This is a genomic window from Ruegeria sp. AL2 (genome assembly GCF_056540845.1).
The window spans coordinates 203593-230307 of sequence record NZ_JBQFXM010000002.1; the positions used below are offsets into that span (position 1 = coordinate 203593).

The 26715-nt window shown below is 59.2% G+C and carries 27 protein-coding genes and 1 riboswitch; of the genes, 15 read left to right on the plus strand and 12 right to left on the minus strand.

What is annotated here, in order from left to right; genetic code table 11:
* Position 1: 1 nt before the first annotated feature.
* Complete coding sequence (locus ACR0ID_RS04910) at positions 2-703, minus strand: glutathione S-transferase family protein (protein WP_480604141.1); 702 nt, start codon at positions 701-703, stop codon at positions 2-4.
* Positions 704-870: 167 nt separating this feature from the next.
* Here ACR0ID_RS04910 and rpiA point away from each other — a divergent pair, with 167 nt between their 5' ends.
* The 6 genes from rpiA to ACR0ID_RS04940 all read left to right on the plus strand — a co-directional run bounded on the left by rpiA (position 871) and on the right by ACR0ID_RS04940 (position 7068).
* Positions 871-1659, plus strand: coding sequence for a ribose-5-phosphate isomerase RpiA (rpiA, locus tag ACR0ID_RS04915; protein WP_209504279.1), 789 nt, complete (start codon positions 871-873; stop codon positions 1657-1659).
* A gap of 124 nt (positions 1660-1783) precedes the next feature.
* Positions 1784-3142 (plus strand): glutathione-disulfide reductase, encoded by a 1359-nt coding sequence (gor, locus tag ACR0ID_RS04920; protein WP_480604143.1) that lies wholly within the window; start codon positions 1784-1786, stop codon positions 3140-3142.
* Between the two features lie 72 nt (positions 3143-3214).
* Entirely contained in the window at positions 3215-4357 is a 1143-nt protein-coding gene (hflK, locus tag ACR0ID_RS04925; protein WP_480557332.1) for an FtsH protease activity modulator HflK, read from the plus strand.
* The gene (gene hflC / locus ACR0ID_RS04930; protein ID WP_480476482.1) at positions 4357-5253 is read left to right on the plus strand and encodes a protease modulator HflC; all 897 of its coding nucleotides are present in this window, start codon (positions 4357-4359) and stop codon (positions 5251-5253) included. Before hflK ends, hflC begins: the two co-directional genes overlap by 1 nt.
* Positions 5253-5447, plus strand: coding sequence for a DUF2065 domain-containing protein (locus ACR0ID_RS04935; protein WP_480476484.1), 195 nt, complete (start codon positions 5253-5255; stop codon positions 5445-5447). The genes hflC and ACR0ID_RS04935 overlap by 1 nt, the downstream gene beginning before the upstream one ends.
* A 181-nt stretch (positions 5448-5628) precedes the next feature.
* A complete protein-coding gene (locus ACR0ID_RS04940) occupies positions 5629-7068 on the plus strand; it encodes a Do family serine endopeptidase (protein WP_480493563.1) in 1440 nt (479 codons plus the stop codon).
* A 217-nt stretch (positions 7069-7285) separates the two neighbouring features.
* On the opposite strand, the gene ACR0ID_RS04945 is transcribed toward ACR0ID_RS04940, so the two are convergent.
* From ACR0ID_RS04945 to ACR0ID_RS04965, 5 genes are all read right to left on the minus strand, one after another.
* Positions 7286-7954, minus strand: a complete 669-nt coding sequence (locus ACR0ID_RS04945) for a Crp/Fnr family transcriptional regulator (RefSeq protein WP_480476488.1) — start codon at positions 7952-7954, stop codon at positions 7286-7288.
* A 113-nt stretch (positions 7955-8067) separates the two neighbouring features.
* Positions 8068-8673, minus strand: a complete 606-nt coding sequence (locus ACR0ID_RS04950; protein WP_267363984.1) for an inner membrane-spanning protein YciB — start codon at positions 8671-8673, stop codon at positions 8068-8070.
* Positions 8674-8689: 16 nt separating this feature from the next.
* On the minus strand, positions 8690-9592 hold the full coding sequence (locus tag ACR0ID_RS04955; RefSeq protein WP_480516595.1) for an EamA family transporter: 903 nt from the start codon (positions 9590-9592) through the stop codon (positions 8690-8692).
* Between the two features lie 88 nt (positions 9593-9680).
* On the minus strand, positions 9681-10823 hold the full coding sequence (gene ftsY / locus ACR0ID_RS04960; protein WP_480604145.1) for a signal recognition particle-docking protein FtsY: 1143 nt from the start codon (positions 10821-10823) through the stop codon (positions 9681-9683).
* A 58-nt stretch (positions 10824-10881) separates the two neighbouring features.
* Positions 10882-11520, minus strand: a complete 639-nt coding sequence (locus ACR0ID_RS04965) for a lysoplasmalogenase family protein (protein WP_480554672.1) — start codon at positions 11518-11520, stop codon at positions 10882-10884.
* A gap of 155 nt (positions 11521-11675) precedes the next feature.
* On the opposite strand from ACR0ID_RS04965, the gene ACR0ID_RS04970 reads away from it, so the two are divergent.
* Positions 11676-12056 (plus strand): hypothetical protein, encoded by a 381-nt coding sequence (locus ACR0ID_RS04970; RefSeq protein WP_480604147.1) that lies wholly within the window; start codon positions 11676-11678, stop codon positions 12054-12056.
* Here ACR0ID_RS04970 and ACR0ID_RS04975 read toward each other — a convergent pair whose 3' ends face one another.
* Together ACR0ID_RS04975 and xseA are read right to left on the minus strand one after the other, a co-directional pair.
* Complete coding sequence (locus ACR0ID_RS04975; protein ID WP_480604149.1) at positions 12057-12698, minus strand: glutathione S-transferase family protein; 642 nt, start codon at positions 12696-12698, stop codon at positions 12057-12059.
* A gap of 3 nt (positions 12699-12701) precedes the next feature.
* Complete coding sequence (gene xseA / locus ACR0ID_RS04980; RefSeq protein WP_480604151.1) at positions 12702-14186, minus strand: exodeoxyribonuclease VII large subunit; 1485 nt, start codon at positions 14184-14186, stop codon at positions 12702-12704.
* 76 nt (positions 14187-14262) lie between these two features.
* Between xseA and purD the strand changes: the two genes are divergently transcribed.
* Complete coding sequence (gene purD, locus ACR0ID_RS04985; protein ID WP_480604153.1) at positions 14263-15531, plus strand: phosphoribosylamine--glycine ligase; 1269 nt, start codon at positions 14263-14265, stop codon at positions 15529-15531.
* A gap of 134 nt (positions 15532-15665) precedes the next feature.
* Here purD and ACR0ID_RS04990 read toward each other — a convergent pair whose 3' ends face one another.
* A complete protein-coding gene (locus tag ACR0ID_RS04990) occupies positions 15666-16409 on the minus strand; it encodes an FG-GAP repeat domain-containing protein (protein WP_480604155.1) in 744 nt (247 codons plus the stop codon).
* Positions 16409-16732, minus strand: coding sequence for a 2Fe-2S iron-sulfur cluster-binding protein (locus ACR0ID_RS04995; protein WP_209504265.1), 324 nt, complete (start codon positions 16730-16732; stop codon positions 16409-16411). The genes ACR0ID_RS04990 and ACR0ID_RS04995 overlap by 1 nt, the downstream gene beginning before the upstream one ends.
* Before the next feature lie 127 nt (positions 16733-16859).
* On the opposite strand from ACR0ID_RS04995, the gene ACR0ID_RS05000 reads away from it, so the two are divergent.
* Together ACR0ID_RS05000 and ACR0ID_RS05005 are read left to right on the plus strand one after the other, a co-directional pair.
* Positions 16860-17231 (plus strand): OB-fold nucleic acid binding domain-containing protein, encoded by a 372-nt coding sequence (locus tag ACR0ID_RS05000; protein ID WP_480476508.1) that lies wholly within the window; start codon positions 16860-16862, stop codon positions 17229-17231.
* Positions 17232-17471: 240 nt separating this feature from the next.
* Entirely contained in the window at positions 17472-17969 is a 498-nt protein-coding gene (locus ACR0ID_RS05005; RefSeq protein ID WP_480476510.1) for a hypothetical protein, read from the plus strand.
* A 148-nt stretch (positions 17970-18117) separates the two neighbouring features.
* On the opposite strand, the gene ACR0ID_RS05010 is transcribed toward ACR0ID_RS05005, so the two are convergent.
* On the minus strand, positions 18118-19074 hold the full coding sequence (locus ACR0ID_RS05010; RefSeq protein ID WP_480604157.1) for a calcium/sodium antiporter: 957 nt from the start codon (positions 19072-19074) through the stop codon (positions 18118-18120).
* Between the two features lie 133 nt (positions 19075-19207).
* On the minus strand, positions 19208-19906 hold the full coding sequence (locus ACR0ID_RS05015) for a glutathione S-transferase N-terminal domain-containing protein (RefSeq protein WP_480493443.1): 699 nt from the start codon (positions 19904-19906) through the stop codon (positions 19208-19210).
* 123 nt (positions 19907-20029) lie between these two features.
* A riboswitch (SAM riboswitch) is annotated at positions 20030-20107 on the plus strand.
* A 61-nt stretch (positions 20108-20168) separates the two neighbouring features.
* Between ACR0ID_RS05015 and metZ the strand changes: the two genes are divergently transcribed.
* The 5 genes from metZ to ACR0ID_RS05040 all read left to right on the plus strand — a co-directional run bounded on the left by metZ (position 20169) and on the right by ACR0ID_RS05040 (position 26714).
* Entirely contained in the window at positions 20169-21359 is a 1191-nt protein-coding gene (metZ, locus tag ACR0ID_RS05020) for an O-succinylhomoserine sulfhydrylase (RefSeq protein WP_480604159.1), read from the plus strand.
* 247 nt (positions 21360-21606) lie between these two features.
* Positions 21607-22710 (plus strand): GTP cyclohydrolase FolE2, encoded by a 1104-nt coding sequence (gene folE2 / locus ACR0ID_RS05025; protein WP_480516616.1) that lies wholly within the window; start codon positions 21607-21609, stop codon positions 22708-22710.
* 283 nt (positions 22711-22993) lie between these two features.
* Positions 22994-23632, plus strand: coding sequence for a hypothetical protein (locus ACR0ID_RS05030; protein WP_480604161.1), 639 nt, complete (start codon positions 22994-22996; stop codon positions 23630-23632).
* Positions 23633-23691: 59 nt separating this feature from the next.
* On the plus strand, positions 23692-25140 hold the full coding sequence (locus tag ACR0ID_RS05035) for a TrkH family potassium uptake protein (RefSeq protein ID WP_480604163.1): 1449 nt from the start codon (positions 23692-23694) through the stop codon (positions 25138-25140).
* Positions 25140-26714 carry a 5-guanidino-2-oxopentanoate decarboxylase gene (locus ACR0ID_RS05040; RefSeq protein WP_480604165.1) on the plus strand — a complete coding sequence of 525 codons (1575 nt, stop codon included), beginning with the start codon at positions 25140-25142 and terminating at the stop codon, positions 26712-26714. Before ACR0ID_RS05035 ends, ACR0ID_RS05040 begins: the two co-directional genes overlap by 1 nt.
* The last annotated feature ends 1 nt before the right edge of the window (position 26715 follow it).

The window sequence follows — 26715 nt, forward strand, 5'->3', positions numbered from 1 at the left end:
ATCAGATAGCCGAGCCTTCCGGGGGATTAGCGTAAGTAGGGGATGTGAAAGGTGTAACGCCCAAACCTTCCGCAGCGATTGCCGAACGGGTGGCGGGGCATGTCTCAAGGTGCAGAAGAACTTTCTGCAGATGCGGCGTGTCGGCCAGTTGATACCAGCTACGGTTAGCACTTACGGGGTACAGGGCCATCCAGCGCATCATGCAGGCGACATAATAGGTCAGAACCGATGGGACACCTGCGCGAAACCACTCAGGCCCGCGTTGCGCCAGCGCATCCAGCAGCCGCAGGTGCTGCAGCAACCGGGGTCGGATGCCCGCGCGCAGCGTGTCGGCCTGTGAGGCGTCTATGTATTTTTCAGCGTAGAACAGGATGCGCAGATCCGCATGCAACGTGTTGGACGCAAAAAACAGCCATTTCAGAAATCCGGCGCGTTCAGGATCATCCGCCGTCGGAGCAAGTTGACCATGGCGCTCCGTCAGCCAAAGCAGGATCGCCGCGGTTTCAAAGATCGGGCCCTGCGGCGTTTCCAGAACCGGGATCAGCCCGTTGGGATTAAGCGACCGATACGCGTCGCTGTCCTGCTCGTTCTGGCGGCGGTCCACCAGCACCGTTTCATAAGCCACGCCCATCTCGTCCAGCGCCAGCCGGATCACCAGCGAGGCGTTGTCAGGGGCATAGTGCAGGCGGTACGGGGTCAACATGCGCGCAACTTACAGCGCAAAGATGTGGGTGTAAGACATGATTGCGACTTTTCCGACAGGAAACGCGTAGTCCTGAGACATCTTAACGCCTGTCGGATCGCAAAATGGGGTCGCAGTCGCCTGACGCATTCCCTATAACTCCGTCAGAATAAACTGGGAAAGCTGCTATGACCAGAGATCTGTCGCCAATCGACACCGCGAAATATGTTGCCGCGTACCGTGCCGCCGACATGGTCGAAGACGGGATGCGCGTGGGCCTTGGCACAGGATCGACAGCCGCCTGGCTGGTGCGCCGTCTGGGTGAACGGGTGCGCGAAGACGGCCTGCGGATTAAGGGTGTTCCAACCTCGACCCGCACGGCGCAGCTTGCCCGCGAGGTTGGTATTGACGTCATTTCACTGGATCAGGCCGGTTGGCTGGACATGACCATCGACGGCGCGGATGAGTTCGATCAGGACCTGAACCTGATCAAGGGGGGCGGCGGTGCGCATTTGCAGGAAAAGATTGTGGCCACGGCCAGCGATCAGATGATCGTCATCGCCGATGCAGGCAAAGAAGTTGAAACTCTGGGGGCCTTTCCACTGCCTGTCGAGGTCATTCCCTTTGGCTGGCAGACAACGCGCACATTGATCGAGGAAGCCCTGGATACAATGGATGTGCTTGGAACGTCCTCGGCGCTGCGCATGAATGGTGAGGCCCCGTTTGTAACCGATGAGGGCAACCACATCCTTGACCTGCACCTCAAGCGCATCGGCAACCCACGCCAGATGGCGCTGATCCTGAACCAGGTGCCCGGTGTTGTGGAAAATGGCCTGTTCATCGACATCTGCGACAAGGTCGTGATCGGCCATGGCGATGGCCGGGTCGAGCTGCGGGATATCAATGCGGGCACGGTCGAACTGGATCAGCTGCTCAGCGGGTCGCGCGACAATCTGTTCTCCGATTTTTCGGACTGAGTTTCGTGCAGTTCCGTTCGGCAAGTGGCTATGAAAGTTCGAATTTTCCGCGCCGGGGGTTGGCACAGGCTTTTTTACGCCCAGATATCCAGAGAATTTTGAAAGTTGAACGAAGGAACCCGGCATGAGCTTTGACTATGATCTTTTTGTCATCGGCGGAGGTTCGGGCGGGGTCCGCGCGGCGCGTGTTGCGGCGGGCGAAACCGGCGCCAAGGTCGCGCTGGCCGAAGAAGACCGGTATGGCGGCACCTGTGTGATCCGGGGCTGCGTGCCAAAGAAGCTGATGGTCTTTGCCAGCGAATACTCGGGCATGGTCGGGGATGCGCAGGCCTATGGCTGGGACATTCAGCCCGGCGCGTTCAACTGGAACACTTTCCACGGCAAGCTGGTGGCCGAGCTTGATCGGTTGGAAGGGATATATCGCAATATCCTGAAGAACAACGGCGTCGAAAGCTTTGACCAGCGTGCGCGCCTTGTGGATGCCCACACGGTCGAGCTGACCGATGGAACCCGCAAAACCGCCAAACACATTCTGATCGCCACTGGCGGTCGCCCGGTTGTTCCGGATTTTCCGGGCTCGGAACTGGCGATTACGTCGAACGAGATATTCCATTTGGGTAAGCTGCCAGAAAGCATCCTGATCGTAGGGGGCGGTTATATCGCCTGTGAATTTGCCGGGATCATGAACGGGCTGGGGGTCAGGACGACTCAATTTTATCGCGGCGCACAGATCCTTCGGGGTTTTGATGACGAGGCGCGTGGACTGATCAGCGAAGAAATGTGCCAGAACGGCATCGACCTGCATCTGGGCACCAATGTGCTTGAGATGAAAAAGCAAGGCGACAAGATCTGGGTCAAGGCCACCAACGGCTCCGAGCAGAGTTTTGATGTGGTGATGTATGCCACGGGCCGTGCGCCGAATGCCGATAACCTTGGGTTGGAGGCTTTGGGCGTTGAACGCGGTCGTAAGGGCGAGATCATCGTGGATGAATACAGCCAGACCGCCGTTCCCTCGATATTTGCCATTGGCGATGTGACCGACCGGGTGAACCTGACCCCGGTCGCGATCCGCGAGGGAATGGCCTTTGTGGAAACCGTGTTCAAAGGCAATCCGACACCGGTAGATCACGAATTGATCCCGACTGCGATCTTCACTCAGCCCGAGATGGGAACTGTCGGCCTCAGCGAAGAAGAGGCAGCAGAACAGGAACCGATCGAGGTCTATGCCACATCTTTCAAGCCGATGCAGAAATCTTTTGCTGGCGGCACTCAGCGGGTACTGATGAAACTCATCGTCTCTCAGGCCACGCGCAAGGTGCTGGGTTGCCATATTGTCGCCCCCGGTGCCGGCGAGATGATCCAGCTGGCGGGAATCGCCGTAAAGATGGGCGCGACCAAGGAAGATTTTGACCGCACGGTTGCAGTTCACCCGGTCATGGCCGAAGAACTGGTGACAATGCGGCAACCTGTGCGCACGGCTTGATTTGCAAGCGCGCGCACACAGGTTACAAGGGAACCCGTGATCACACGGTCCAAAACGAAGGAAAAGATACATATGGCGGGCAACAGCGGCGGCCCCTGGGGGGGCGGAGGCTCATCCGGTGGCGGAGGAAATCAGGGTAACAACGGGAACGGGCGCAAGCCTCCCGAAAGCGATGGCCCGCATATTCCCGAGATCGATGAACTGATGAAAAAAGGCCAGGAGCAGCTGCGCGTCCTCATGGGCGGCCGTGGCGGCGGTGGCCGTGGCGGTAGCGGTGATCAGGGCGGTGGCGGTCCGGCCTTTACCAAGGGCACAGTTGCGATTGGCCTTGTTGCAGCTGCAGTAGTCTGGGGGCTTGCGAGCTTTTATACTGTCAAACCCGAAGAACAGTCTGTCGAACTGTTTCTGGGCGAATTCTCGGCCGTCGGCAATCCGGGCCTGAACTTTGCGCCATGGCCGTTTGTAACCGCCGAGGTCATACCGGTGACCCGCGAACAGAACGAAGACATGGGTGGCGCGCGTGGTAGCGACGATGGCCTGATGCTGACCGGCGACGAGAATGTGGTCGACATAGATTATCAGGTTGTCTGGAACATCAACGACCCGGCCAAGTACCTGTTTAATCTGCGTGATCCGCGCCAGACGATCCGAGCCGTGTCCGAATCCGCGATGCGTGAGATCATTGCGCAAAGCGAGCTTGCACCGATCCTTAACCGTGATCGCGGCGTAATCGCCGACCGTTTGCAGGTGCTGATTCAGGATACAATGGACAGCTACGATTCGGGTGTGAACATCATTCGCGTCAACTTTGACAAAGCCGACCCTCCACAGGACGTGATCGCCTCCTTCCGCGATGTCCAGGCTGCCGCGCAAGAACGTGACCGGTTGCAGAACGTGGCAGACGCCTATGCCAACCGTGTGCTGGCCGAGGCACGTGGTGAAGCCGCACAGATTCTGGAAGAGGCTGAAGGGTACCGCGCCCAACAAATCAATAGTGCCCAAGGTGAGGCCAGCCGCTTTAGCGCGGTTCTGGAAGAATACTCCAAGGCACCGGACGTGACTCGCAAGCGTCTGTACTTGGAGCGGATGGAACAGATTTTGGGTGACGTCGACAAGATCATTCTAGACCCGAGTTCGAGTGGACAAGGGCAGGGCGTCGTGCCCTACCTGCCACTGAATGAGCTGCGCCGTAGTCCTTCTGGGGAGAGCAACTGATGCGTAAGACGACATTTATTTTGCCGATCGTTTTCATCGCGGTAGTCGGTGTTCTTTCCTCGATTTTCATCGTGGACGAGCGCGAACGTGCTCTGGTTTTACAATTTGGCCGCGTTGTCGCGGTGAAGGAGGAGCCAGGTCTGGCGTTCAAGATACCGGTGATTCAAGAAGTAGTGCGCTATGACAACCGCATCCTGTCCATCGATGTCCACCCGCTGGAAGTTACTCCGCTGGATGATCGTCGTCTGGTGGTTGATGCGTTTGCGCGTTATCGAATTTCTGATCTGGAACAGTTCCGTCAGGCCGTTGGCGTCGGTGGTATCCCGGTGGCCGAGGATCGTCTGGACCGCATTCTGCGTGCTGAAACCCGCGAAGTACTGGGTTCGGTTTCCTCGCGTGACATTCTCAGCTCGGACCGTGCAGCCTTGATGCTGCGCATTCGAAATAGCGCGATTGCCGAAGCGCAGGCGTTAGGCGTCACCGTAATCGACGTGCGCTTGAAAGCGACCGACTTGCCGCAGGCCAACCTTGAGGCCACATTTGACAGGATGAAGGCCGAGCGGGAACGTGAAGCGACAGATGAACGCGCACGTGGTAACGAGGCGGCGCAACGTGTGCGCGCGCAGGCTGACCGGACTGTGGTTGAACTGGTGTCGGATGCGCGCCGTGAGGCTGAGATCACCCGCGGTGAAGCCGACGCCGAACGCAACGCGATCTTTGCCGAAGCTTATAGCGCCGATCCGGAGTTCTTTGAGTTTTACCGCTCGTTGACGGCCTATCAGAATGCGCTGCAAGGCGGTAACAGCTCGCTGGTGTTGAGCCCGGATTCCGAATTTTTCAATTACCTGGGTTCACCCACAGGGCGGAGTGTTCCGGCGGCTCCGGTCTCTGAATAATGGGCATGATCCTTCTGGCCTTCGGGCTGGTACTGATTGTCGAGGGGCTGGCCTATGCGCTGGCCCCTTCGCTTATCGAACGGATGCTGGAGGCGCTGCGCGCCATGCCCGTACAGGCCCGGCGTCTGGCCGGGTTGCTTTGTGTTGTCAGTGGTTTGATCCTGCTCTGGGGGGCATATCAACTGGGCTTTTGACGAGGCGGTTTCACGTGCGGGTGATTTCGCTGCGATCCCGAGTTGCTCACCGGGTTAAACTGACTACATTGGAAACTAAGAAAGGCCGATACAGGCCTTGGCAAGATTGTCGACAAGGAGAGCTCAAGTGCAGGCAAAAGCGCGCAGTTTATCCGTCCGATGGGACGACGTGAGTGTTTGGATGCGGCTAATGTGGCTGGCCTTTGCTGGTACACTGCTTGTGCTGGCGCAGTCGGTTTCCGCTCAGGCCAGAAGCGAAAGCCTTGCGCCCTTGGCGGAAAAGATCAGCCCGGCCGTGGTGAACATCACCACAAGCACCCTGATCGAAGGTCAGACAGGTCCGCAGGGCATCGTGCCCGAGGGGTCTCCGTTCGAGGATTTCTTTCGCGAGTTTCAGGATCGCAACGGCGGCAATGACAACGGCCCGCCCCGACGCAGCAACGCCCTTGGGTCGGGTTTTGTGATCTCCGAGGATGGCTTTATTGTCACCAACAATCACGTCATTGCGGAAGCTGATGAAATCCTCATAGAATTCTTCCCCGGCGACGGGCAGCCCAAAAAAGAACTGGTGGCCAAGGTCATCGGAACCGATGAGAAAACCGATATCGCGCTGCTCAAGGTCGAAGCGTCCGGCCCCTTGAAATACGTGCAATTCGGCGACAGCGACGTGGCGCGTGTGGGTGATTGGGTTATTGCCATGGGCAACCCGCTTGGTCAGGGCTTTTCTGTATCCGCTGGTATCGTATCCGCCCGCAACCGTGCGCTCAGCGGATCTTATGACGACTACATCCAGACGGATGCGGCGATCAACCGGGGCAACTCGGGCGGTCCGTTGTTCAACATGGACGGCGAAGTGATCGGCGTGAACACCGCCATCCTCTCGCCCAACGGTGGCTCGATCGGCATCGGCTTTTCGATGGCGTCGAACGTGGTAGTGAAGGTTGTCGATCAGCTGCGCGAGTTTGGTGAAACCCGGCGCGGCTGGCTGGGTGTCCGCATTCAGGACGTGACCGAGGACATGGCCGAGGCCATGGGGCTGGAAAAGCCCGGCGGCGCGCTGATCAGCGATGTTCCGGAAGGCCCCGCCCAGGAGGCCGGTCTGAAAGCAGGCGACGTGATCATCAGCTTTGACGGTGTCGAAGTCGAAGACACCCGTGGTCTGGTCCGTCAGGTTGGCGAAACAGAAGTCGGCAAAGCTGTCCGGGTCATTGTGCATCGCGATGGCGGCACGCAGACAATTCTGGTCACGCTGGGACGCCGCGAAGACGCAGAAAGCAAAGAAGATGACGAAGAAGAAACGCAAGATGCTCCGGTCGAAGAAAACGCCGATATTCTCGGGCTGACCATCTCCCCGCTCACAGATACGCTGCGCGCGGATATGGGATTGGATGCAGATGCCGAAGGTCTGGTGATTTCGAATGTCGACGAAGCGTCTGAAGCCTACGCGAAAGGGTTGCGCGCGGGTGACTTGATTACGGAAGCGGGTCAGCAAAAGGTGGAAACCATCGCGGATCTGGAGGCCCGAATGGACCAATCGCGAGAGGCTGGGCGGAAATCCCTGCTGCTTTTGGTCCGCAGGGGGGGCGAGCCGCGATTTGTGGCGCTAAGCCTGGAAGAGTGATTAGAAAAGGCCGGGACAAGCACCCGGCCTTTTCATTGCCTGAACACCTGAAGAGGCATGCAGAAAGAAAATGAGCCATACGCGGTAATTGCGTATGGCTCAGATACAGGGAGAGATCAGTGGACAGATATCGGGGATGATTCTCTGACCTCCTACGGTAACAACTTCACCTTAGGTCAACGCCGACCTCTTCGTATGTGAACCAGATCACACTGGGTCAGATAAGTTCGGAATCGGCCAGTTCCCGCAAAGCGTCGAAATCCTGAATCAGCAATCCGCCGCGCGAGGATTCGACAATATTGTCGCGTTTCCAGATCGAGATCGTCTTGGAAACGGCCTCGCGTGTGGCCCCGACAAATTCGGCCAGTTCGCTCTGCGACAAGGTGATGCGCTGCGTTGGGTCGTCCTGCAATTCCGACAGATGCAACAGCTTTCGGGCCAATCGAATGGGCATGGGCAAAAAGACCTGCTCGTTCAGCTGCAACCCCATCCATCGCATGCGCACCCCGGCCAACCGGATCAGATCCACGGCAAGATCAGGCTGTTTTCTGATCTGGTTCATGACGTCATTGCGACGTACGCGCAAAACGCGCGATGGCTCGGCCGCCGCAATAGTCGCCGTGCGCGGGCCGTTGTCAAACAGCGCAATTTCGCCAAAGACTTCGCCAGGGCGCATCAGGGTCAGCGTCAGCTTTCGCCCGCTCATCGCCAGAAAGGACACTTCAAGCGTGCCTTCCAGAATGGCATAGAGCGAATCGCCTTCATCGCCCTGTTCGAATAGGGTTTCGCCTTGAGCCAGCGAGATGTCGGTCGCCTGCGCCGAAAGCATCTCTCTAAGCCCGTCGGAGGCCTCCGAAAGGAAGCCGCTGGTGGGAAAGGCCGTCATGTATACACCGATCTTGGGTAAGGTGTGAGTGTGGGTGGTGGCACAACTTCCCATAGCTCGGCGGCTAAGCCAAGAATTTTGTTTGTTTTGCAGGTATTGCGACGTCAGGACAGCTATTTCTGTTCCGGGTCGTCCATATAGCGTTGCAGGATGCTGAATTGCAGCATCAGGAAGGCCATCAGCGCGATGGGAAATCCGAAGGTTTCGATTTTGACCCAAAGGTCCGTCGACATGGTGCGCCAGACAAACTCGTTTGCGGCGGCCAGAACGGCGAAACAGGCGCAAAGGCGGCGCGTCAGAATCATCCAGCCTTCGTGCTTCATAGGCAGCATTTCATCCAGTACGTAGGCCAGATAAGATTTCTTTTGCAGCAACCCGATGCCAAGGATCAGGGCGAACAGGCCATAGACAAGCGTGGTTTTCATCTTGAAAAACCGCTCGTCATTGAACCATGCGGTCAGGCCACCAAAGAAAATGACCATGAAGGCCGTGAAAATCTGCATCCGGCTAAGCTGGCCTGTGAGGTACCACAGGATACCCATTGCCCCCAGCATCAAGGGGACGAAGATAATCGTGGCGATGATAAAGCCGGAATACTCGGTGCCACCGATCAGAAAGCTGTCATCGCGCAAGCGCAGGTAGATGAAGAAGAAGGCCAGCGGCGGGCCAAGCTCCAGCACCTGTTTCAGAAATGGGTTGATATCTTTTTTGCCTGTCATCGGTATGTCCTGCTGCTTACCCGCCCATTTCAACTATTACGGCGCCGAGTGCAATCAATGCCATCAATGCAATGCGTCTTGGGCCAACGGTCTCCTTCAGGACAAGCCAGCCGATCAGCGCCGCAAAGACGGTTGAGGTTTCGCGCAGGACGGCGGCTTCGCCGACTTTGTCCAGCCGTGTGGCCAGCATGATCGACCCAAAGGACAAAGGCGCGATGATGCCGCCGGCCAGACCCCGCAGCATCAGCGGGCCGGGTGCAGGGCGATGTGTCATCGCGCGCCATCTGAGGAAGGCGTAGACCGGCATCGCCGCGCCGTCGATCATGAAGAACCAGGCCAGAAATGTGAACGGGTCGGCGGTGGCGCGTATGCCATAGGCGTCATAGGTGGTGTAAAGCGCCACAAACAGGCCCGTGATGATCGCCAGTGTCAACGCGATGCCCAGCGTATCCCTGTTGGTTTCCAGGAACCTGAAGTTGTAGGCGGCCAACCCAAATATTCCGGCCAGCAGGGTGGCCACGCCCAGCCACTGAACGGCCGAGAATGTTTCACCGAACAGAAGATAGGCACCAATGACCGTAAACAGCGGGCCTGTCCCGCGCACGACGGGATAGACGACCGTGTAGGACCCCTTGGTGTACGCCGCGGCCTGCAGCGTCTTGTAGGCAATGTGGATCAGCCAGACGAGGGCGAAGATCGGCCACATATGAGGTTCAGGCCAGGGAACCACGAAAAAGGCAAACGGGGCGGCCATCAGGCCATAGCTGGCGTCAATGGCGCCGCGGGACAGCCATGGATCATGGCGGCCTTTCTGCAGCGCCCCGAACGCGGCGTGCAGGAAGGCAGCCATCAACGCTAGTGCCAGCGCCAGTTGGTGACCGGCTTCGGTGCCTTCAAGTGAAATCAGCCAGTCGCTCAAATACGCAAACCTTTTGCAGGGCGGAGAGGGGTGGGGGCTGTCTGCCCCCACACCCCCGAGGATATTTTGGGCCAGATGAAGAGGCGGATCAGCCCTTGTCGAGCCCGGTCAGGGCGGCGGCGAATTCTTCGGGGTCGAAGGGGGCAAGGTCATCAATCTGCTCTCCCACGCCGATTGCGTGGATCGGCAAACCGAACTTGTCGGCCAGCGCGACAAGAACACCGCCCTTGGCGGTTCCGTCTAGCTTGGTCATGATCAGGCCCGAGACATCGGCCAGCTTGCGGAAGGTTTCCACCTGGCTCAGCGCGTTCTGGCCCGTGGTGGCATCGAGGACCAGCAAGGTGTTGTGCGGTGCGGTCTCGTCAACCTTGCGGATGACGCGGACGATCTTGGCCAACTCCTCCATCAGGTCGGTACGGTTTTGCAGGCGTCCGGCGGTGTCGATCATCAGCAGATCCGCACCTTCGGCCTGAGCACGGGTCAGCGCGTCAAAGGCGAGGCTGGCGGGGTCCGAGCCCTCGGGCGCGGTCAGAACCGGAACCCCGGCGCGGTCGCCCCAGACTTGCAGCTGTTCGACGGCCGCAGCACGAAAGGTATCACCGGCGGCGATGACGACTTTTTTGCCAGCCTGTTTGAACTGGCTGGCCAGTTTGCCGATGGTCGTGGTCTTGCCCGAGCCGTTGACGCCGACGACCAGCACCACTTGCGGGCGTTTGGGATAGATCGGCAGGGGCTTGGCCACGGGCTCCATCACACGGGACACTTCCTGCGCCAAAAGCTGTTTGATTTCCCGGGTCGAGAGTTTGCGCCCAAAGCGCCCCTCGGCCATGTTCGAGGTGACACGGAGGGCGGTGTCGACGCCCATGTCAGAAGCGATCAGCAGCTCTTCGAGCTGCTCGAGCATGTCGTCATCCAGCGTGCGGCGCATTTCAGTGGCGGCGCCGCCGCGGCTGAACAGGCGGTTCAGGATGCCTTTGGATTCGGGAATTTCCGGCGGTGGGGCAATGGGCTTGGGGTCTGCCGGCGCGGGGGCAGGTTGTTCAGCCGGTTCCTGCGCCGGTTCAGGGGCCGGAATTTCCGGGACCGGTTGCGGCTCGGGCTCTGGTTCGGGGAGGACTGGGTCGGGTGCGGCGATTTCCTCGCCACCATCCTCGACGATGGCGTCCAGCCCCTGTTCGAGGCGGGATGAGGATTTGAACAGCTTGTCCTTTAGCTTTGAGAAAAACGCCATATTTGGTCTCCGCAGGTGTTCCTTTCACCTAATGCGGATTTGCGGCAGTTGCAAAGGGTCACGCAAAAGCGAAGACGAACCCAAATTGCGCGCCCCAGTAGAGCGGCCAGATCAGATAGGGAGTCAGCTTGTGGGCGGGATGGTTCGCAGGCAGCAGGAACTTTTCCGTTGCAAGGATCAGGTCGGACGCGATGAAGGCGATTGCAGCCGGAAACGCCCATCGCAGGGCACCTGTCTGGGGCAGCGCCAGCACGGTGATCCCCATGCCAAGGATGATCGGTATATAGGCCAGAACAGGGCCTTTCAGATCTCCGGCCCGAGAGGCAAGCAAGGTGGCCATGACAATGCCCAGAATGATCAGAGACCACACGATCGCGGGGGCATCCCAGATCAGGCTGGCGGAACTGGCGGGATGCGAAAGAAACAGGGCGATATAGGCCAGATGCCCGGCGGCAAAAGCGGCAATACCAGCCATGAACGTGGCATCCGTTTCACGCGACAACAGCGCGTCCCCGGTCGCGCACAGAGCAAGCGCAACGGCCAGCATCCATGGGCCGCCTTGCAGAACCGCAATGACTGCCAACACGGCGACCGAGGCGGTTTTCAGCACAGTGCGCAAGGAACTGGCTGGTCGGACCGTCAGGGGCAGGTATCCCAATGCGCAGCCAAGGGCGATCCAGAAGAGAAAGGTTGTCATGTCACCTCACCGCGGTTTTCGAATACCATCATCCCGAGCGGGGCATATAATCAAGCGCTTACGTGGAGTTAAGCGTGTTTCGCCAAACCTCGGCCAAAGGGTGAATGGCGTCGCCGGATCGCATCTGACACAATGGGCGTATGTTCCGAGCGCTGATGATTCTCGCCTGTTTTGCCGCACCGCCCGCTGTGGCCCAGACCCCTTTGTCCGGCCCCGAATTCGACACCTATACGCGGGGCAAGACCCTGTTTTACGGGTTCGAAGGGCACGTCTACGGGGTCGAACGCTATTTGCCCAACCGCCGCGTGATCTGGTCTTTTCTGGATGGCGATTGCAAGGAAGGTGTCTGGTATCAGCAGGAAGAGCAGATTTGTTTCATCTACGAAGACCGGTTTGATCCGCAATGCTGGGTCTTTACGCGATCCGGTGGTGGCCTTGTCGCGCAGTTTGAAGGCGACCCGCAGGCGACCGAACTGTACGAGGCGGAAGATATCGGTGAAGAAATGGTGTGTTATGGCCCCGACGTCGGTGTCTGACTAGATCACCCGAAGCTCATCATAGCTGAGCATGACATGCTCCTGATATGCAGGTCTTTCTGTCAGCTTTTCGTAATAGCGCCGCAGGTTGGGCAGGACCCTGCGGGATATGGCAATGTCGTAATAGCGATAGAGGATATGTCCCAGCTGAATATCGGCCAGCGTCAGATCGGACCCGCACAGGTAGGTGTTTTCTGATAGCCGGGTATCGGCAAGTGCCAGTTTGCTTTCCAGTGCGGCAACGGCCTGTTTAATCGCGTGTTGGTCCTGCTGCGCCGGAGCAGTTCGCACAACCTGCCAGAACACGGGTACCGTGAAATCCATCGCAATGTTGATCTTGGCCCATTCCGCCCATTTGTCGACTTCGGCCCGTTGGACCGGGTCGCGCGGCCAGAACGCATTCCCGCCATAGGCATTCGCCAGGTAGCGCAGGATTGCGCCGGTCTCCCACAGCGGTGGGTGATTACCATCCTGGAGTACTGGGATGGTGCCGTTCGGGTTCAGCTTGCGAAAGGCATCGGTGTCCAGCCCACCGAACCTGTGCCCTGCATCGTGGCGATGAAAGCGCAGCCCCAGCTCTCCGACGCACCACATCAGGGCCTGAACATTCGATGACGTTTTGCGGGCCCAGATTGTCAGCATGGCTTAGAACAACGATCCCTGACCTGGTGCATCCGGTTTGGTTTTCCGGTTGGGCTGCTTTGCGGCTGTCCCGGCGCCAAGAATGCCATCGGCGAATTCGATGTCCAGCGCCGTATGTTTCGCGGCCTCGGCTTTGGTCGTGATGACATTCCCATCTGCGCGGACCACAGCATATCCGCGTTCCAGCGTGGCCTTGTAGCTGAGCGTTTCGCGCAGGCGGTCGGTGGCCTCAAGCTGATGTTTCAGACGATCCAGCCGCGTGGTCTGCGCCGCGTTCAGCCGGTCACCAAGCCGGGCAAGGTTTTGCGCGTGCTGGCCGATCTCGCGTTGAATCGGTCGCAGGGACAGGCGAGAAGACAGGTTGCGCAGTGATTCCTGACGGGCCGAAACCAGACCGCGCAGAGTTGACGGGCGCAGATGCGCAGACAGTTCCACCACTTGCAGGCGACGGTTTTGCACTCCTCGCGTCAAAGCTGGGGTCAGGCGATCTGCAATCAAATCAAGGCGTTGTCTGGGGGAGTTCAACAGACTGTCAGGGCGCGGCAGGGCGCGGGACAAATCGCGCAGCCTTTGCGAACGGCGCTGCACCGCGTCCGTTGCCGCGCGCGACAGACGGGCGCCTTGCTCTCCGGTCCAGGCGAGCAGTTCGATGCGGACCGGCACGGCCAGCTCTGCCGCAGCTGTGGGTGTAGGCGCGCGGCGGTCCGAGACGAAATCAATCAGGGTCGTGTCGGTTTCATGCCCGACGGCCGAAATCAGCGGTATTTCCGATGCGGCGGCGGCGCGCGCGACACTTTCTTCGTTGAAGCCCCAAAGATCTTCGATCGACCCACCGCCACGGGCCACGATGATCAGGTCAGGACGGGGCAGTGCGCCACCGGGTGTAAACTGGTTGAACCCTTCGATGGCGCGGGAAACCTCGGGGGCGCAGTTTGCGCCCTGCACGGCTACGGGCCAGATCAGCACCTTGCGCGGGAACCTGTCCCGAAGCCGGTGCAGAATGTCACGGATCACCGCGCCCGAAGGCGATGTCACGACGCCGATGATCTGCGGCAGATACGGCAGGGGCTTCTTACGCTCGGGCGCAAACAGACCTTCGGCCTCAAGCTGTTTCTTGCGCTTTTCCAGCAAGGCCATAAGCGCGCCCTGACCGGCTACGGCAACTTCATCGACATTCAGGTTGTATTTGGATTGCGCGCCAAAAGCGGTCAGGCGACCGGTGACGACAACCTCCAGCCCTTCCTCTGGCACGACCGAGAGGCTGGAAACCTGACCTTTCCATGTTGTGCAGGCCAAAACGTTCCGGTCGTCCTTGATGTCGTAGTACAGGTGCCCGGATCGGGCCTTGAACACGCGGCCAACTTCGCCGCGCACGCGGATTCGCCCGAACGCGCCTTCCAGCGTGCGTTTTACCTCGCCCGATACCTCGGAAACCGTGTATTCAGGGGTGTTTTGGCCCGGAATCGGGTCATCAAGCAGGTCGGACATTTCAGCGCCTTGTTTCAAATGCTCACCCAGCTTAGAACGCCGCGCAGGCGAGGCCAAGCAGATCGGAGACGACCCCATGAACATCCTTATTCTCGGCAGCGGCGGGCGCGAACACAGCCTGGCCTGGGCGGTGATGCAAAACCCCAAATGCGACCGTCTGATCGTGGCGCCGGGCAATGCCGGGATCGCTCAGATCGCTGATTGTGCCGCTCTGGATATCGAAAACGGCGGGGCCGTCGTCAGCTTTGCCGAAGAAAACGCGATTGATTTCGTGATTGTCGGCCCCGAGGCTCCCTTGGCAGCAGGAGTGGCGGATCGCCTGCGCGAAGCCGGGGTGCTGGTTTTCGGACCGTCTGCCGAAGCGGCCCGGCTGGAAGCCTCGAAAAGCTTTACCAAGGAAATCTGCGACGCGGCACATGCCCCCACCGCCGCTTATGCGCGGTTCACCGCGCCCGAACCCGCCAAGGCTTATATCCGCGAAAAGGGCGCGCCAATCGTGGTCAAGGCCGATGGTCTGGCCGCCGGCAAGGGCGTGATCGTGGCCATGGACGAAGACACGGCGCTTGACGCCATTGACGACATGTTCGGAGGTGCCTTTGGTGGCGCGGGGGCCGAGGTCGTGATCGAAGAGTTTATGGACGGCGAAGAAGCGTCTTTGTTTGTTCTGTGCGATGGCCAAGACATCCTGTCCATCGGTACGGCACAAGACCACAAGCGGGTGGGCGAAGGGGATACCGGCCTGAACACCGGGGGGATGGGTGCCTATTCTCCGGCGCCGGTTCTGAGTGCTGAAGTTGAAGCGCGCGCGATGGAAGAAATCGTGCGCCCTACCATTGCTGAAATGAAGCGCCGGGGCACACCGTTTCAGGGAATTCTCTATGCGGGGCTGATGATCAAGGACGGCCAGCCGCGCCTTGTGGAATACAACGTCCGTTTCGGGGACCCGGAATGTCAGGTCCTGATGATGCGTCTGGGCGCGCAGGCGATGGACCTGTTGCATGCCACCGCCGAAGGGCGGCTGGGCGAGATGCGGGTCAACTGGGCTGATGATCACGCGATGACGGTCGTGATGGCGGCCAAAGGTTATCCGGGAACCTACGAGAAGGGCACGGTCATCAAAGGATTGGACGGCTTGCCCGAGGACAGCAGCAATATGGTGTTTCATGCCGGCACTAGCGAGGCTGCGGGGCAGGTGCAGGCTGTCGGCGGGCGCGTTCTGAACGTGACCGCGCGCGGAAAAACGCTGCAAGAGGCGCGCGACCGGGCGTATCAGATGGTTGATGCCGTGGATTGGCCCGAAGGGTTCTATCGCAGCGATATCGGCTGGCGCGCTTTGGAGGGATGATCGGGCAGGGGGCTTTGCCCCCTCGGCCTTGCGGCCTCCCGGCGCTGCGCGCGTTCGCGGTCGAAATCGTCCACTGTACGATTTCCTTTCAACCGCTCACCCCCAGGATATTATTGGCCAGATGAAGAAGCGGATCAGCAATTCAGGGCTGATGTGAGACTGTCGCGGTGTTTGAGCGGGCCCAGGTCCGTCAGATGCCAGCCATCCTGATAAAAAACACGGATGATCTGCGACCAGTCGGCGCTGGCAAGGATCATCTCAGGGAGTTCACCACAGCTCCTCAGGCCGCCGGAAATGAAATCCTCACCGATCTTGTGGTTGGTCAGGCCGGGCAGAGCGGCGATTTCGGTCAGGCCGCCATCTTTGAAGCGCCAGATGCGCAGGGTTTTGGCCAGGTGGGGGCGGTCGATATAGGCGATTTCGATATTGCCGTCACCGTCCAGATCAGCAGCACCGACCGGGGCGAGCCAGCGGAAACGTGCGCCGATATGAGGTGTGGCCGCGATTTTTTCGCCAGCGGCGTTGTAGATCGCAAGCTGAGCGCCTGTTGTGTCCTGCGTTTCAACGACAATTGCTTCAACCGCGCCGTCCCTGTCGATGTCTGCCAGACGCGGCGCGAGGTCTTCGAATACACGGTCCTGTGGCAGGAGAACCGTTACGACTGTGTCATTGACCACAAGTTCCAGCGCGCCGTATTCGATGTTGTCGCCCAAAACACCATGCGCGTATCGCGTGGTTGGTTCCGTGAAGCGAGCGTCGGTGATGGTGTCCGCCGGGACTGCGATTGGCAGCGCGCACCACATGCCAAAAGGGAGCAAAGCGCTGCGCACCCGACATTGCCACAGGCGGGCGGGTTGACGCGGCGCTTTGGACAGCATCAGATCTGCTTTTCGGGCATCTGGACAATCAGACCGTCCAGCGCGTCGGTCACCTTGATCTGGCAGGTCAGGCGCGAGCGGGCCGGGTCGGGCTCATAGGCGAAATCCAGCATATCCTCTTCCATGTCGTCCTTGGCCGGGATCTTCTCGACCCAGTCGGGGTGGACATAGACATGGCAGGTCGAGCAGGCGCAGGCACCGCCGCAATCGGCCTCGATGCCGGGAATATTGTTGTCTCGGGCCCCTTCCATGACAGTCAGTCCGTTGGCGACCTCGACAGTGTGCTCGGTACCGCCATGCTCGACATAGGTGATCTTTGCCATTGCGTGCGTCTTCCTTTTGCGATGTTCGAAACCTTCCTTAGTGAAGGGAGTTAGGTGTTTCCAGCCTCATTTGCGACTCCTTGCGCCGTGTCTGGACTTTCCTGTATTTTGTTCTATTTTTGTTCTTATGTTTACTGCCCCTTTTCACCGCGCGATTTCAAACCGGGACTGGCCGCGACCGCCGTCCTGTCTGCCCTCCGCCCAGCTGGAGGCCCCGCCCGAAGGGGCGCGTGTGGCCGTGGCCGGGCTGGTGATCCTGCGGCAGCGGCCGGGGACGGCCAAAGGCGTGATCTTTCTGACGCTTGAGGATGAGACCGGGATCGTCAACGTGGTGGTCTGGCGCAAAATCTACGAACGCTTCCGCCGTGCGGTGATCTCGGGGCGGTTGCTGAAGGTGACGGGCCGGATGCAGCGGGCGCATTCGGTGACCCATGTGATCGCGGAAGAGATCGAGGATATCTCGGGCATGCTGGACCTGCTGGTGCAGGGGCAGGGTTAGGTCTGCTGTGCGGATCAATCCGACATTGTCCGTCGCAGTGCCGCAAACCCGCGCCTGAAGAACGGGCGGTATGTTTTCTATGCCCCAAATGCGCGACTAAGGCGCTTTTCCGCCACTTGAACGCGGGATGGTCGACTCTTTGGCACCGGGCGCGTAGTGACACGCATCTTTGCGCATCGGCTTGTGTCAAAGCTCGGGCCGGATTGCGCATCACTCAACGTCTTTTCAGAGTCAGTTCGGATGCCCAACGCAACACATCAAGGATCGCTCGAAAATACCGTCTCTCTGGAAGAAAGCCGGATTTCCGACCGTCTGGCTGAGCTCTCGGAACTCACGCGTTCAGCGGGATATGTTCATACCGCCCGAATGATCGATGAGGCGTTAAGCGCTTATTCCTTTGAACGCAGGCAGGTTGAGACTGCAAAAAGGCTTCGGTCGGAGTTGCAGCAACTCAAGCGGATGGAGGCGTCGCGCTCGGCGGAGAAAGCGGATCGAAAGCCGCATTTGATCCCGAGCTTTCGGTCCCGGCGGTCGGCAAAACCCGATGGGATGCTTTTCGAAAGGGCAGAGCGTTCTGACGGCGCAGCCCAGAAAGCCGGAGCGAACAAAGGGCAGGCCGCATTTGTCCTGACAACCCGGATGCGTGTTGACGGGCGGAACGTTGCAAGGCTGCGCAATGGGCACTGGACAGGTATTTCCATGTCTTTCCCCGCGGAACCTGAATTCCAGTTTCGCTGACAGGTCACCCTGCGCCAAGGATTCGCCGCCGGGGGTGCTGGTCGTGTTGGTGCGGGGCGGAGTAACCTGGTACGGGGACAAAGCGGGCCATAACTGCACCGCTGTAAAGGTCCGCTTCATTAGACAGCTAGGCTATCCGAGTGAACGCTTACCGAGCCAGAAGCACACCAAGATAGACAACGTAAGCGAGCACAAAGAGCCCGCCCTCGCGCCGACTGATTGACCAGCCGCTTCGGGCAAACCCGATAAGGACAAGCGTTGAGGCACACAGAACCCAGATATCGAGACGAATAATCTCGCCAGGAATGACCATAGGTTGCACCAGGACAGTTACGCCAAGGATACCCAAGATGTTGAAGATGTTACTGCCCAAGACGTTCCCGAGTGCGACATCTCCCTCACCTTTCCGAACTGCGATGATTGAAGTGACGAGCTCCGGCATTGAGGTTCCGATTGCAACAATTGTCAGCCCAATTACCGTCTCCGAAAGCCCCGCTGTCTCGGCAAGAGACACGGCACCTGTCACCAAGAGCTTTGCCCCAAATATCGTGATCGCCAGCCCTGCAACGGTGATCAGTAACGACACGGCAAGTGATGTTTCTGGGCCGACTACGGCTTCTGCTTCGTTCTCGTAGACAGCTGCGGCTGGCGTGCCTTCGGACCTATACTCAGACCACAGTGTGAAGCCCAGATAGGCCGCCAAGGTGACGACAAGCCCTGCGCCGATCAGCCGGCTGATTTCGCCGTATAGAACTACGCTTAAACAAAGGAGAGTTACTATCACGACCGCCGTACCGTCCCGGCGGAGTGCTCTCGGGTTCACGGCGATAGGCGCGATGAGTGCTGCGATGCCGAGTATTAGAAGAATGTTTCCAATGTTGCTGCCGACAACATTCCCAATTGAAATGCCTGAAGAACCGGAAAGCGCGGCTTGCAAGCTTGTAACCAGTTCCGGTGTTGACGTTCCGAAGCCAACCAGTGTCAGTCCAATGACCATCGGTGAAATACCGAACGACTTGGCAGCAGAAACCGATCCGCGCACCACCAATTCGCCACCGACCACTAAGCCAACAAGGCCAAAAACGACAAATAATGCCGCGTACATCTTGAGTGGGTCTTTCTGAAGGATTTCCGTCGCTCATGTAATGATTTGCCAAACCTATACAATAGCAAAGGCGGATATTCGCGCATCACGCAGCATACGTAAGATTGACCTCAAAACCGGCCATGGAACAAGCCTACCGCTTGAACAAAACGCTCTGCGCCTGCTTGTCCCGGTGATCCCCTCGCAACTCGGCATAAAGCGCGCGTCCGGCCTGAACGGCTGGGCGGGCGCTGACGGTCTCCAGCCAGCGGGCAAAGTGCGGCTTGTCCTCCAGTACCTGCTGCTGACCTTCCCACAGGCTGGCCCAGCCCCAGATCGACATGTCGGCGATGGAATAGAAATCGCCCGCGACATACTCGTTTTCGGCCAGCCGCCGGTCCAGTACGCCGTAAAGGCGCGCGACCTCGGCGCGGTAGCGGTCCTTGGCATAGGGCAGGTCCTGTGGCGGGTCCAGTTGCGGGGCGTATTTCAGGAAGTGATGCGCCTGACCCGCCATCGGGCCAACGCCTCCCATCTGCCACATCAGCCATTCCTCGACCGCGATCCGGTCGCGCTCGGTCCTGCCATAGAACCGCCCGGTCTTGCGGGCCAGATACATCAGGATCGCGCCGCTTTCGAAAACCGAAATAGGTGCGCCGTCCGGCCCGTCGGGATCGACGATGGCGGGCATCCGGTTGTTGGGCGCGATCTTCAGGAAACCGGGGTCGAACTGGTCACCCTTGCCGATATTGATCAGATGGGTGGTGTAGGGCAGCTCCATCTCTTCCAAGGCGATGGAAACTTTCCAGCCATTCGGTGTCGGCCAGAAATACAGATCAATCGGGTCAGCCATATGTTCTCCTGATGTTGACGGGGATCATGCGGGTTTCTGCCGGTTCGGCAAGTACCGCTTACGAAAGCGTGACCGAACCGCAGGCCGGGCTTGACCGAGAACCGCCCGAGGCGTATTGCGATCCTGAAGCTACGTGGCGATTTGTTACCGGATTGCGGGCCACGCTAAACAACACCGCTAAAAGGTCAGGATGAAAGACCCCTTTCGCTTGGCCGCGTCTGGGGTTTTTTGTTTGCCTCCACCCGAGGCTGAAAGGATTGAGATGAGCGAGAACTGGAACAAACGCACCCAAGCCGTCCATGGCGGCATCCGTCGCAGCCAGTATAACGAGGTGAGCGAGGCGATTTTCCTGACGCAGGGTTTCGTCTACGAAAACGCTGAACAGGCCGAGGCCCGATTTCTGGAATGTGGCCCGGACGAGTTCATCTATGCCCGTTACGGCAACCCGACCGTGTCCATGTTCGAGCAACGCATCGCGGCGCTGGAAGGCGGCGAAGATGCGTTTGCGACGGCCTCGGGTATGGCCGCCGTCAACGGCGCGCTGACCTCGATGCTGAAGGCCGGGGACCATGTCGTTTCGGCCAAGGCGCTGTTCGGCTCGTGCCTCTATATCCTTGAAAACATCCTGAGCCGCTATGGCGTGGACGTGACCTTTGTTGACGGCACCGATCTGGAACAGTGGAAGGCTGCGATCCGCCCGGACACCAAGGCCGTTTTCTTTGAATCCATGTCGAACCCCACGCTTGAGGTGATCGATATCGCCGCCGTGGCCGATCTGGCCCATGGGGTCGGAGCCGTTGTCGTGGTGGACAACGTGTTCTCGACCCCGGTGTTCTCGCGCGCGATCCAGCAGGGTGCGGATGTGGTCGTCTATTCAGCGACCAAGCATATCGATGGGCAGGGCCGTGCGCTGGGCGGTGTGATCATCGGAACCAAGGACTTCATCCGCGGAACCGTTGAACCCTATCTCAAGCATACCGGCGGCGCGCTGAGCCCGTTCAATGCGTGGATCATGCTCAAGGGTCTTGAGACAATGGCGCTGCGGGTCAATGCTCAAGCCGAAAGCGCGCAAAAGATTGCCGAGGCGCTGGAAGGGCACCCGGCGCTGGAACGTACACTTTACCCCGGTCTGAAAACCCATGCCCAGAACGCGCTAGTTCAGACCCAGTTGGGCGGCAAGGGCGGAACCGTGCTGTCGCTGGACATTAAGGGCGGCAAGGATGCGGCGTTTGCCTTCCTGAACGCAATGACCATTCCTGTGATTTCGAACAATCTGGGCGATGCCAAATCCATCGCGACGCACCCGGCGACAACAACGCACCAGCGTCTTAGTGACGTGCAGAAGGACCAGCTGGGCATTACACCGGGTCTGGTCCGCTTTTCCGTCGGGCTTGAGGATGCCGGTGACTTGCTGGCCGACCTTCAGCAAGCGTTGGAAGCCTCGCAGAAATAAACCAAAGCCCCCCGCGCGCCCATTTCGTGCGTGGGGGCTGGCTGCGTGCCTATGCGGCCACTCTGTTTCGGGCGGCAGCTAGGCGCACCGCCCGCTGTTCCCGCCTTCAAAAGGCGCTAACTGTTGCGAGATGACGGTTTTGCGCCGGATTTTTCAATCCGGGCTGCTATTGCCGATGTATCGGGTTAGACTGGTAATAGACCATCAGTCATATATAGTCCGACGACCAACCAAGGAACTGCCGCTGATGAACGTTCACCCGCGCGACATTGATGAAAAACCGGATCGGGACAAGGCTGCCGAGGCTTTGAACGTTTTGCGGCAATGGGCAAAGTCCGCCTCGGAAGCCGATATAAACCAGCTTGACCCGGCTGTGGCCCGGCTGCTGCCCGGTCTGGCGGCGGGCAACTATCCGCCCTTTTCGCGCGCTTACCCCGATGACTTTACCGTCGATGCAGCGTACCGCGCTTCCTTGCCGGATTTGCAGAACGGCCCGTCCAGCCTGATCCGTGGGGCCAAACAGCAGATTCAACATGTGGGTATTTCGAACTTCCGCCTGCCGATCCGGTTCCACCGGAAAGAGGGTGAAGACCTGACGCTGGAAACCTCGATCACCGGCACGGTCAGCCTCGAGGCCGAGAAAAAGGGCATCAATATGTCCCGGATCATGCGGTCTTTCTATAAACATGCGGAACGGACGTTCAGCTTTGAGGTCATGGAATCCGCTCTGGATGATTACATGTCCGATCTGGACAGTTTCGACGCCCGTATCCAGATGCGCTTTTCTTACCCGGATAGGATCAAAAGCCTGCGCTCGGGCCTTGAAGGGTACCAGTATTACGATATAGCGCTGGAACTGGTCGAACAGAACGGTGTGCGTCTAAAGATCATGCACCTTGACTATGTCTATTCCTCGACCTGCCCATGTTCTTTGGAACTCAGCGAACATGCCCGGTCGATGCGTGGTCAGCTGGCGACGCCGCATTCGCAGCGCTCCGTCGCGCGGATCTCGGTTGTCGTGGACTGTGATGCGGATTGCCTGTGGTTTGAAGACCTGATTGCGCTGTGCCGCCGTGCGGTTCCGACGGAAACGCAGGTCATGGTGAAACGCGAAGATGAACAGGCATTTGCCGAGCTGAACGCAGCCAATCCGATCTTTGTCGAAGATGCCGCGCGCCTGTTCTGCGCCGAGCTTTTGGCAGATCATCACGTTGGCGATTTTCGCGTTGTCGCAAGCCATCAAGAGAGCCTGCACAGCCATGACGCCGTGTCGATTCTGACCGAAGGCCCAACCTTCACCGCGTCCAGCCTGGACCCGAAACTGTTTACGACCCTGTTTCACGTTGGCTGAACGTCTCGGGTAAGTGGCTAGAATTTAATCAGAGATTTATCTGATAGGCGCTCATTCGCCGCAGTGCAGCAAAAATGCTGCAATTGCGTGAAGACTTCCTGTATCCTGACGGGGAATGCAGCTTCGGCACACCGGCGCGCTTAATGGTGTGTCACCCGAAAGGAAGCCGAGACGTGAGACGCCTTGGACTGCAAGACCCCTACCTCCGCCCGGACCCTCCGAGCGGGCAGGGCGCTTTACCCTCACTCTTCGGGCTGCATCGTTTTCAGAGGAGATCTATGGAATGAATCCGATTACCCAACCGCTAGAGCTTCAGGCCGCAGCTATACGCATGGCTGGCTATGCGATCGTCAACCAGATCAAGATCGCACAGATCATGACCCGTTCGGCACTTGAACTGCCGATGGTGCCGGTCCACGCCCTGCACCTGGCAGCATCAGCACCGGTTCCTGTGGTGGAAACACCGGCGGAAAAACCGGTGGCCAAACCCAAACCCGCCGCGAACCGTGCGAAACGCGTACCGGTGAAATCGTCAACGCCCAAGAAAAAGCTGGCCCGCAAACCTGCACCGTCCAAGCCGGCGGCCACGCCGGTTGAGTTCTCAGCCAGTCCGCGGCCCACGGCAGCACCCCCGGCGGCAGCCAAACCGACACCAGCGGTTAGGGATGAAATAGCAGTAAAACCTGTTGAATCTACGGTGACACCTGCGACCGCAGCCGTGTCGCCCGTAACGCCCAAGCCCGCCCCTGCAAAACCGGCGCCTGTTCAGGCAACGCAGGTTAAGCCGACACCGGCCGATCCTGCCCCGGCTGAGGTGCAGGCGAAATCTGCCCCGGCCACAGAGCCGCGCAAACCGCAGGCGCGAAAAACTCGTGCCCCGTCCAAACCACCCGTGATGCCCGGAGCAGATGCCAAAAACTGACGGGTAAACCGGGATCATCTGCTTGACACGGTCGGGTTGGCACGCCAACCCTGCGCGTCATGATGGATCTTCGCCCGGTCGGATATGTGATTGGCTTGCTGGTCGCCATTCTTGGGGCGACCATGCTGCTGCCTATGCTCGCGGACCTGATCGAGGGGCGCGGGGAATGGCACGTGTTTCTGGAAAGCGCGATTATCACGACGCTGACCGGGTCCGTTCTGGCGATGAGCTGCTCGAACGGTGTGGGCGAAGGGCTGACCATCCGCCAGACCTTCCTGTTGACAACCGGTGTTTGGGCGGCGCTGCCCCTGTTTGGCGCAATTCCGTTTCTGTTCGGTGAAACCGAGCTGCGCTTTGTCGATGCGTATTTCGAGGCGATGTCCGGCCTGACAACAACAGGTTCAACGGTGATTTCCGGGTTGGACACCCTGCCACAGGGGCTTTTGCTGTGGCGCGGTATCCTGCAATGGCTGGGGGGCATCGGGATCATCGTTGTCGCCATGGTATTCCTGCCCGAGCTGCGCGTTGGCGGCATGCAAATCTTCCGCTCGGAAGGCTTTGAAACAATGGGAAAAATCCTGCCCCGCGCGCAAGAAATCGCGGGTCAGATTTCGCTTATCTATGTTTTCCTGACACTTGTCTGCGCGCTGGTTTACGCCGGTCTGGGAATGAACTTTTTCGACGCCCTGGTACATGCGTTGACAACGCTTTCGACCGGCGGGTTCTCGAATTATGACGCCTCGTTCGGAACCTTCTCGGGGCCCGCCGAATATGCGGCGTCGGTCTTCATGATTTTGGCGGCGCTTCCTTTTGTGCGCTACGTCCAGCTGGCAAACGGCCATACAGCGTCCTTGTGGAAAGACAGTCAAGTTCGCGTGTTTCTGGCGACCATTCTGGTTCTGGTCATCATCATGTCGATTTTCCTGACATCGGTCTTTCCGCATCACTGGGAACAGGCGTTTCGGGAATCTTTGTTCAACATCACCTCGATCATCTCGGGCACCGGCTATGCCAGTGTCGATTACATGGGCTGGGGCAGCTTTCCGATCATGATGTTCTTCCTGATCGGCCTGATAGGTGGCTGCGCGGGATCGACGGCATGTTCGATCAAGATATTCCGCTATCAGCTGCTGTTTGCCTCGATCAATAGTCAGATCAAACGGATCAGGTCTCCGCATGGCGTGTTCGTGCCGCTCTATGATGGGCGGCCTGTGGGGCAGGGTATTCTGACCTCGGTGATGAGCTTTTTCATGTTCTTTGTCCTGTCGATGGGCGTTCTGTCCTGGGCGCTGGCGCTGACCGGTCTGGACTTTATCACAGCCGTTTCCGGGGCAGCGACCGCGCTGGCCAATGTCGGTCCCGGTCTGGGCGATCAGATCGGACCAGCGGGCAATTTCGCAAATCTCAACGACACGGCTAAATGGTTGCTGACAATCGGGATGCTGGTCGGGCGGCTCGAGCTGTTGGCCGTTTACGCGATCTTCACTGTTCAATTCTGGAGAGGCTGATGAAAAGACCCCTTGGCGCGCAGATTTCGCATATGCTCAAGGATCGTGGCGTGGACGTGATTTTCGGTATACCCGGCGTTCACAATCAGGAAATGTATCGCGGCATCGAAGAGGCTGGCATCCAACATGTTCTGGCCCGTCACGAACAGGGGGCGGGGTTTATGGCCGATGGGTATGCCCGCGCAACCGGCAAGCCGGGGGTTGCCTATGTGATCACCGGGCCCGGCCTGTGCAACATCATGACGCCGATCGGGCAGGCCTACAGCGACTCGGTGCCGATGCTGGTGGTGTCGTCCTGCCTTGATGAAACACAGGCCCTGCGCGGCCAGTTGCACCAGATGAAGGACCAGCGCCTTGCGGCCGGAACTGTTGCCGACTGGTCGGCACAGGCCAACACCGCCGAGGCCGCCTATGCGCTGGTCGAACGCGCCTTTGAAGAATTCGAGCTGTCGCGCCCGCGCCCCAAGCACATTCAGGTGCCAATCGCGCAGTTGCAGGCCGAGGCCGACCCGGCACCTTTCCCCAGCCAGCCTGCGTTGCGCACCAAGGCGTTGCCGCCTGACGTATCGCCGGTTGTCTCGATGCTGAACCTTGCGCGCAGGCCGCTGTTCATTCTTGGGGGCGGTTGCAAGTCCAACGACTGGCGGCAGATTCTGACACAGCTTGGGGCTGCATGCTTTACTACATACGCAGGGCGCGGGCTGCCGGGCGCAAACTATCCGCTGGATTTTGGCGCGTCGCTGCCGCGCCCCGGCAGCGCCGAGGTTATCGCCTCGGCGGATCTGGTCATCGCGGTCGGCGCAGAACTGGGCGAGGTCGATCTGTGGCGCAGCGACCTTGGGCATTCGTCAACGCTGATCCGCGTTGACCTTGATCCCGAAGTCCTGTCCGACCACCATCGCGCCGCGATCAAATTGCAAACCGACAGCGAAAGCTTTGCCCGCGCCTTGTGGCAGGCGACCGAAAACCTGAAACCGGCAACCGGCTGGTCGCCCGACGAGATTTCCGGAACCCGTGCCCGGTGGCGGGCCGAGGTGGATGCCGAACGGCCCGGAATTGCAGCAGTGGCCGATGCGCTGCGCGCCGCGATGCCCGCTGATACCATGATCTATTCCGACATGACCCAATTCGCCTATGTCGCGAAAGAGGTGTGGGACATGGCCTACCCGCATCACTGGCACCATCCGACCGGGTTCGGAACGCTGGGCTATGGTTTACCGGCCGGAATTGGCGGCGCGGTGGCACGGCGCGGCAAACCAACTGCGGTTATCGCCGGGGATTACGGGTTCCACTATACGATGCAGGAACTGGGTGTTGCGGTCGAACTGGGTTTGTCGCTGCCGATCATCCTATGGGACAATGGCAAACTGAAAGAAATCGAAGACAGCATGGTCCGCAGCCAGATCGCGCCCAATGCAGTGGTGGCGCATAACCCGGACTTCTGCAAGCTGGCCGAGGCTTTTGGCGCGCGCGCCTCAGCCCCTTCATCTCTGGCTGAGATGCAGAGCGCGGTTCGCGCGGCTTTCGATGCACCTGTCCCGACCTTGATCCACGTGACCCCGGACATTCTGTAAC

Excerpts from the sequence above, each read along its gene's own strand:
- ACR0ID_RS04910 (WP_480604141.1), bottom strand. The coding sequence starts at position 703 with ATGTTGACCCCGTACCGCCTGCACTATGCCCCTGACAACGCCTCGCTG.
- rpiA (WP_209504279.1), top strand. The coding sequence starts at position 871 with ATGACCAGAGATCTGTCGCCAATCGACACCGCGAAATATGTTGCCGCG.
- gor (WP_480604143.1), top strand. The coding sequence starts at position 1,784 with ATGAGCTTTGACTATGATCTTTTTGTCATCGGCGGAGGTTCGGGCGGG.
- hflK (WP_480557332.1), top strand. The coding sequence starts at position 3,215 with ATGGCGGGCAACAGCGGCGGCCCCTGGGGGGGCGGAGGCTCATCCGGT.
- hflC (WP_480476482.1), top strand. The coding sequence starts at position 4,357 with ATGCGTAAGACGACATTTATTTTGCCGATCGTTTTCATCGCGGTAGTC.
- ACR0ID_RS04935 (WP_480476484.1), top strand. The coding sequence starts at position 5,253 with ATGGGCATGATCCTTCTGGCCTTCGGGCTGGTACTGATTGTCGAGGGG.
- ACR0ID_RS04940 (WP_480493563.1), top strand. The coding sequence starts at position 5,629 with ATGCGGCTAATGTGGCTGGCCTTTGCTGGTACACTGCTTGTGCTGGCG.
- ACR0ID_RS04945 (WP_480476488.1), bottom strand. The coding sequence starts at position 7,954 with ATGACGGCCTTTCCCACCAGCGGCTTCCTTTCGGAGGCCTCCGACGGG.
- ACR0ID_RS04950 (WP_267363984.1), bottom strand. The coding sequence starts at position 8,673 with ATGACAGGCAAAAAAGATATCAACCCATTTCTGAAACAGGTGCTGGAG.
- ftsY (WP_480604145.1), bottom strand. The coding sequence starts at position 10,823 with ATGGCGTTTTTCTCAAAGCTAAAGGACAAGCTGTTCAAATCCTCATCC.
- ACR0ID_RS04965 (WP_480554672.1), bottom strand. The coding sequence starts at position 11,520 with ATGACAACCTTTCTCTTCTGGATCGCCCTTGGCTGCGCATTGGGATAC.
- ACR0ID_RS04970 (WP_480604147.1), top strand. The coding sequence starts at position 11,676 with ATGATTCTCGCCTGTTTTGCCGCACCGCCCGCTGTGGCCCAGACCCCT.
- ACR0ID_RS04975 (WP_480604149.1), bottom strand. The coding sequence starts at position 12,698 with ATGCTGACAATCTGGGCCCGCAAAACGTCATCGAATGTTCAGGCCCTG.
- xseA (WP_480604151.1), bottom strand. The coding sequence starts at position 14,186 with ATGTCCGACCTGCTTGATGACCCGATTCCGGGCCAAAACACCCCTGAA.
- purD (WP_480604153.1), top strand. The coding sequence starts at position 14,263 with ATGAACATCCTTATTCTCGGCAGCGGCGGGCGCGAACACAGCCTGGCC.
- ACR0ID_RS04990 (WP_480604155.1), bottom strand. The coding sequence starts at position 16,409 with ATGCTGTCCAAAGCGCCGCGTCAACCCGCCCGCCTGTGGCAATGTCGG.
- ACR0ID_RS04995 (WP_209504265.1), bottom strand. The coding sequence starts at position 16,732 with ATGGCAAAGATCACCTATGTCGAGCATGGCGGTACCGAGCACACTGTC.
- ACR0ID_RS05000 (WP_480476508.1), top strand. The coding sequence starts at position 16,860 with ATGTTTACTGCCCCTTTTCACCGCGCGATTTCAAACCGGGACTGGCCG.
- ACR0ID_RS05005 (WP_480476510.1), top strand. The coding sequence starts at position 17,472 with ATGCCCAACGCAACACATCAAGGATCGCTCGAAAATACCGTCTCTCTG.
- ACR0ID_RS05010 (WP_480604157.1), bottom strand. The coding sequence starts at position 19,074 with ATGTACGCGGCATTATTTGTCGTTTTTGGCCTTGTTGGCTTAGTGGTC.
- ACR0ID_RS05015 (WP_480493443.1), bottom strand. The coding sequence starts at position 19,906 with ATGGCTGACCCGATTGATCTGTATTTCTGGCCGACACCGAATGGCTGG.
- metZ (WP_480604159.1), top strand. The coding sequence starts at position 20,169 with ATGAGCGAGAACTGGAACAAACGCACCCAAGCCGTCCATGGCGGCATC.
- folE2 (WP_480516616.1), top strand. The coding sequence starts at position 21,607 with ATGAACGTTCACCCGCGCGACATTGATGAAAAACCGGATCGGGACAAG.
- ACR0ID_RS05030 (WP_480604161.1), top strand. The coding sequence starts at position 22,994 with ATGAATCCGATTACCCAACCGCTAGAGCTTCAGGCCGCAGCTATACGC.
- ACR0ID_RS05035 (WP_480604163.1), top strand. The coding sequence starts at position 23,692 with ATGATGGATCTTCGCCCGGTCGGATATGTGATTGGCTTGCTGGTCGCC.
- ACR0ID_RS05040 (WP_480604165.1), top strand. The coding sequence starts at position 25,140 with ATGAAAAGACCCCTTGGCGCGCAGATTTCGCATATGCTCAAGGATCGT.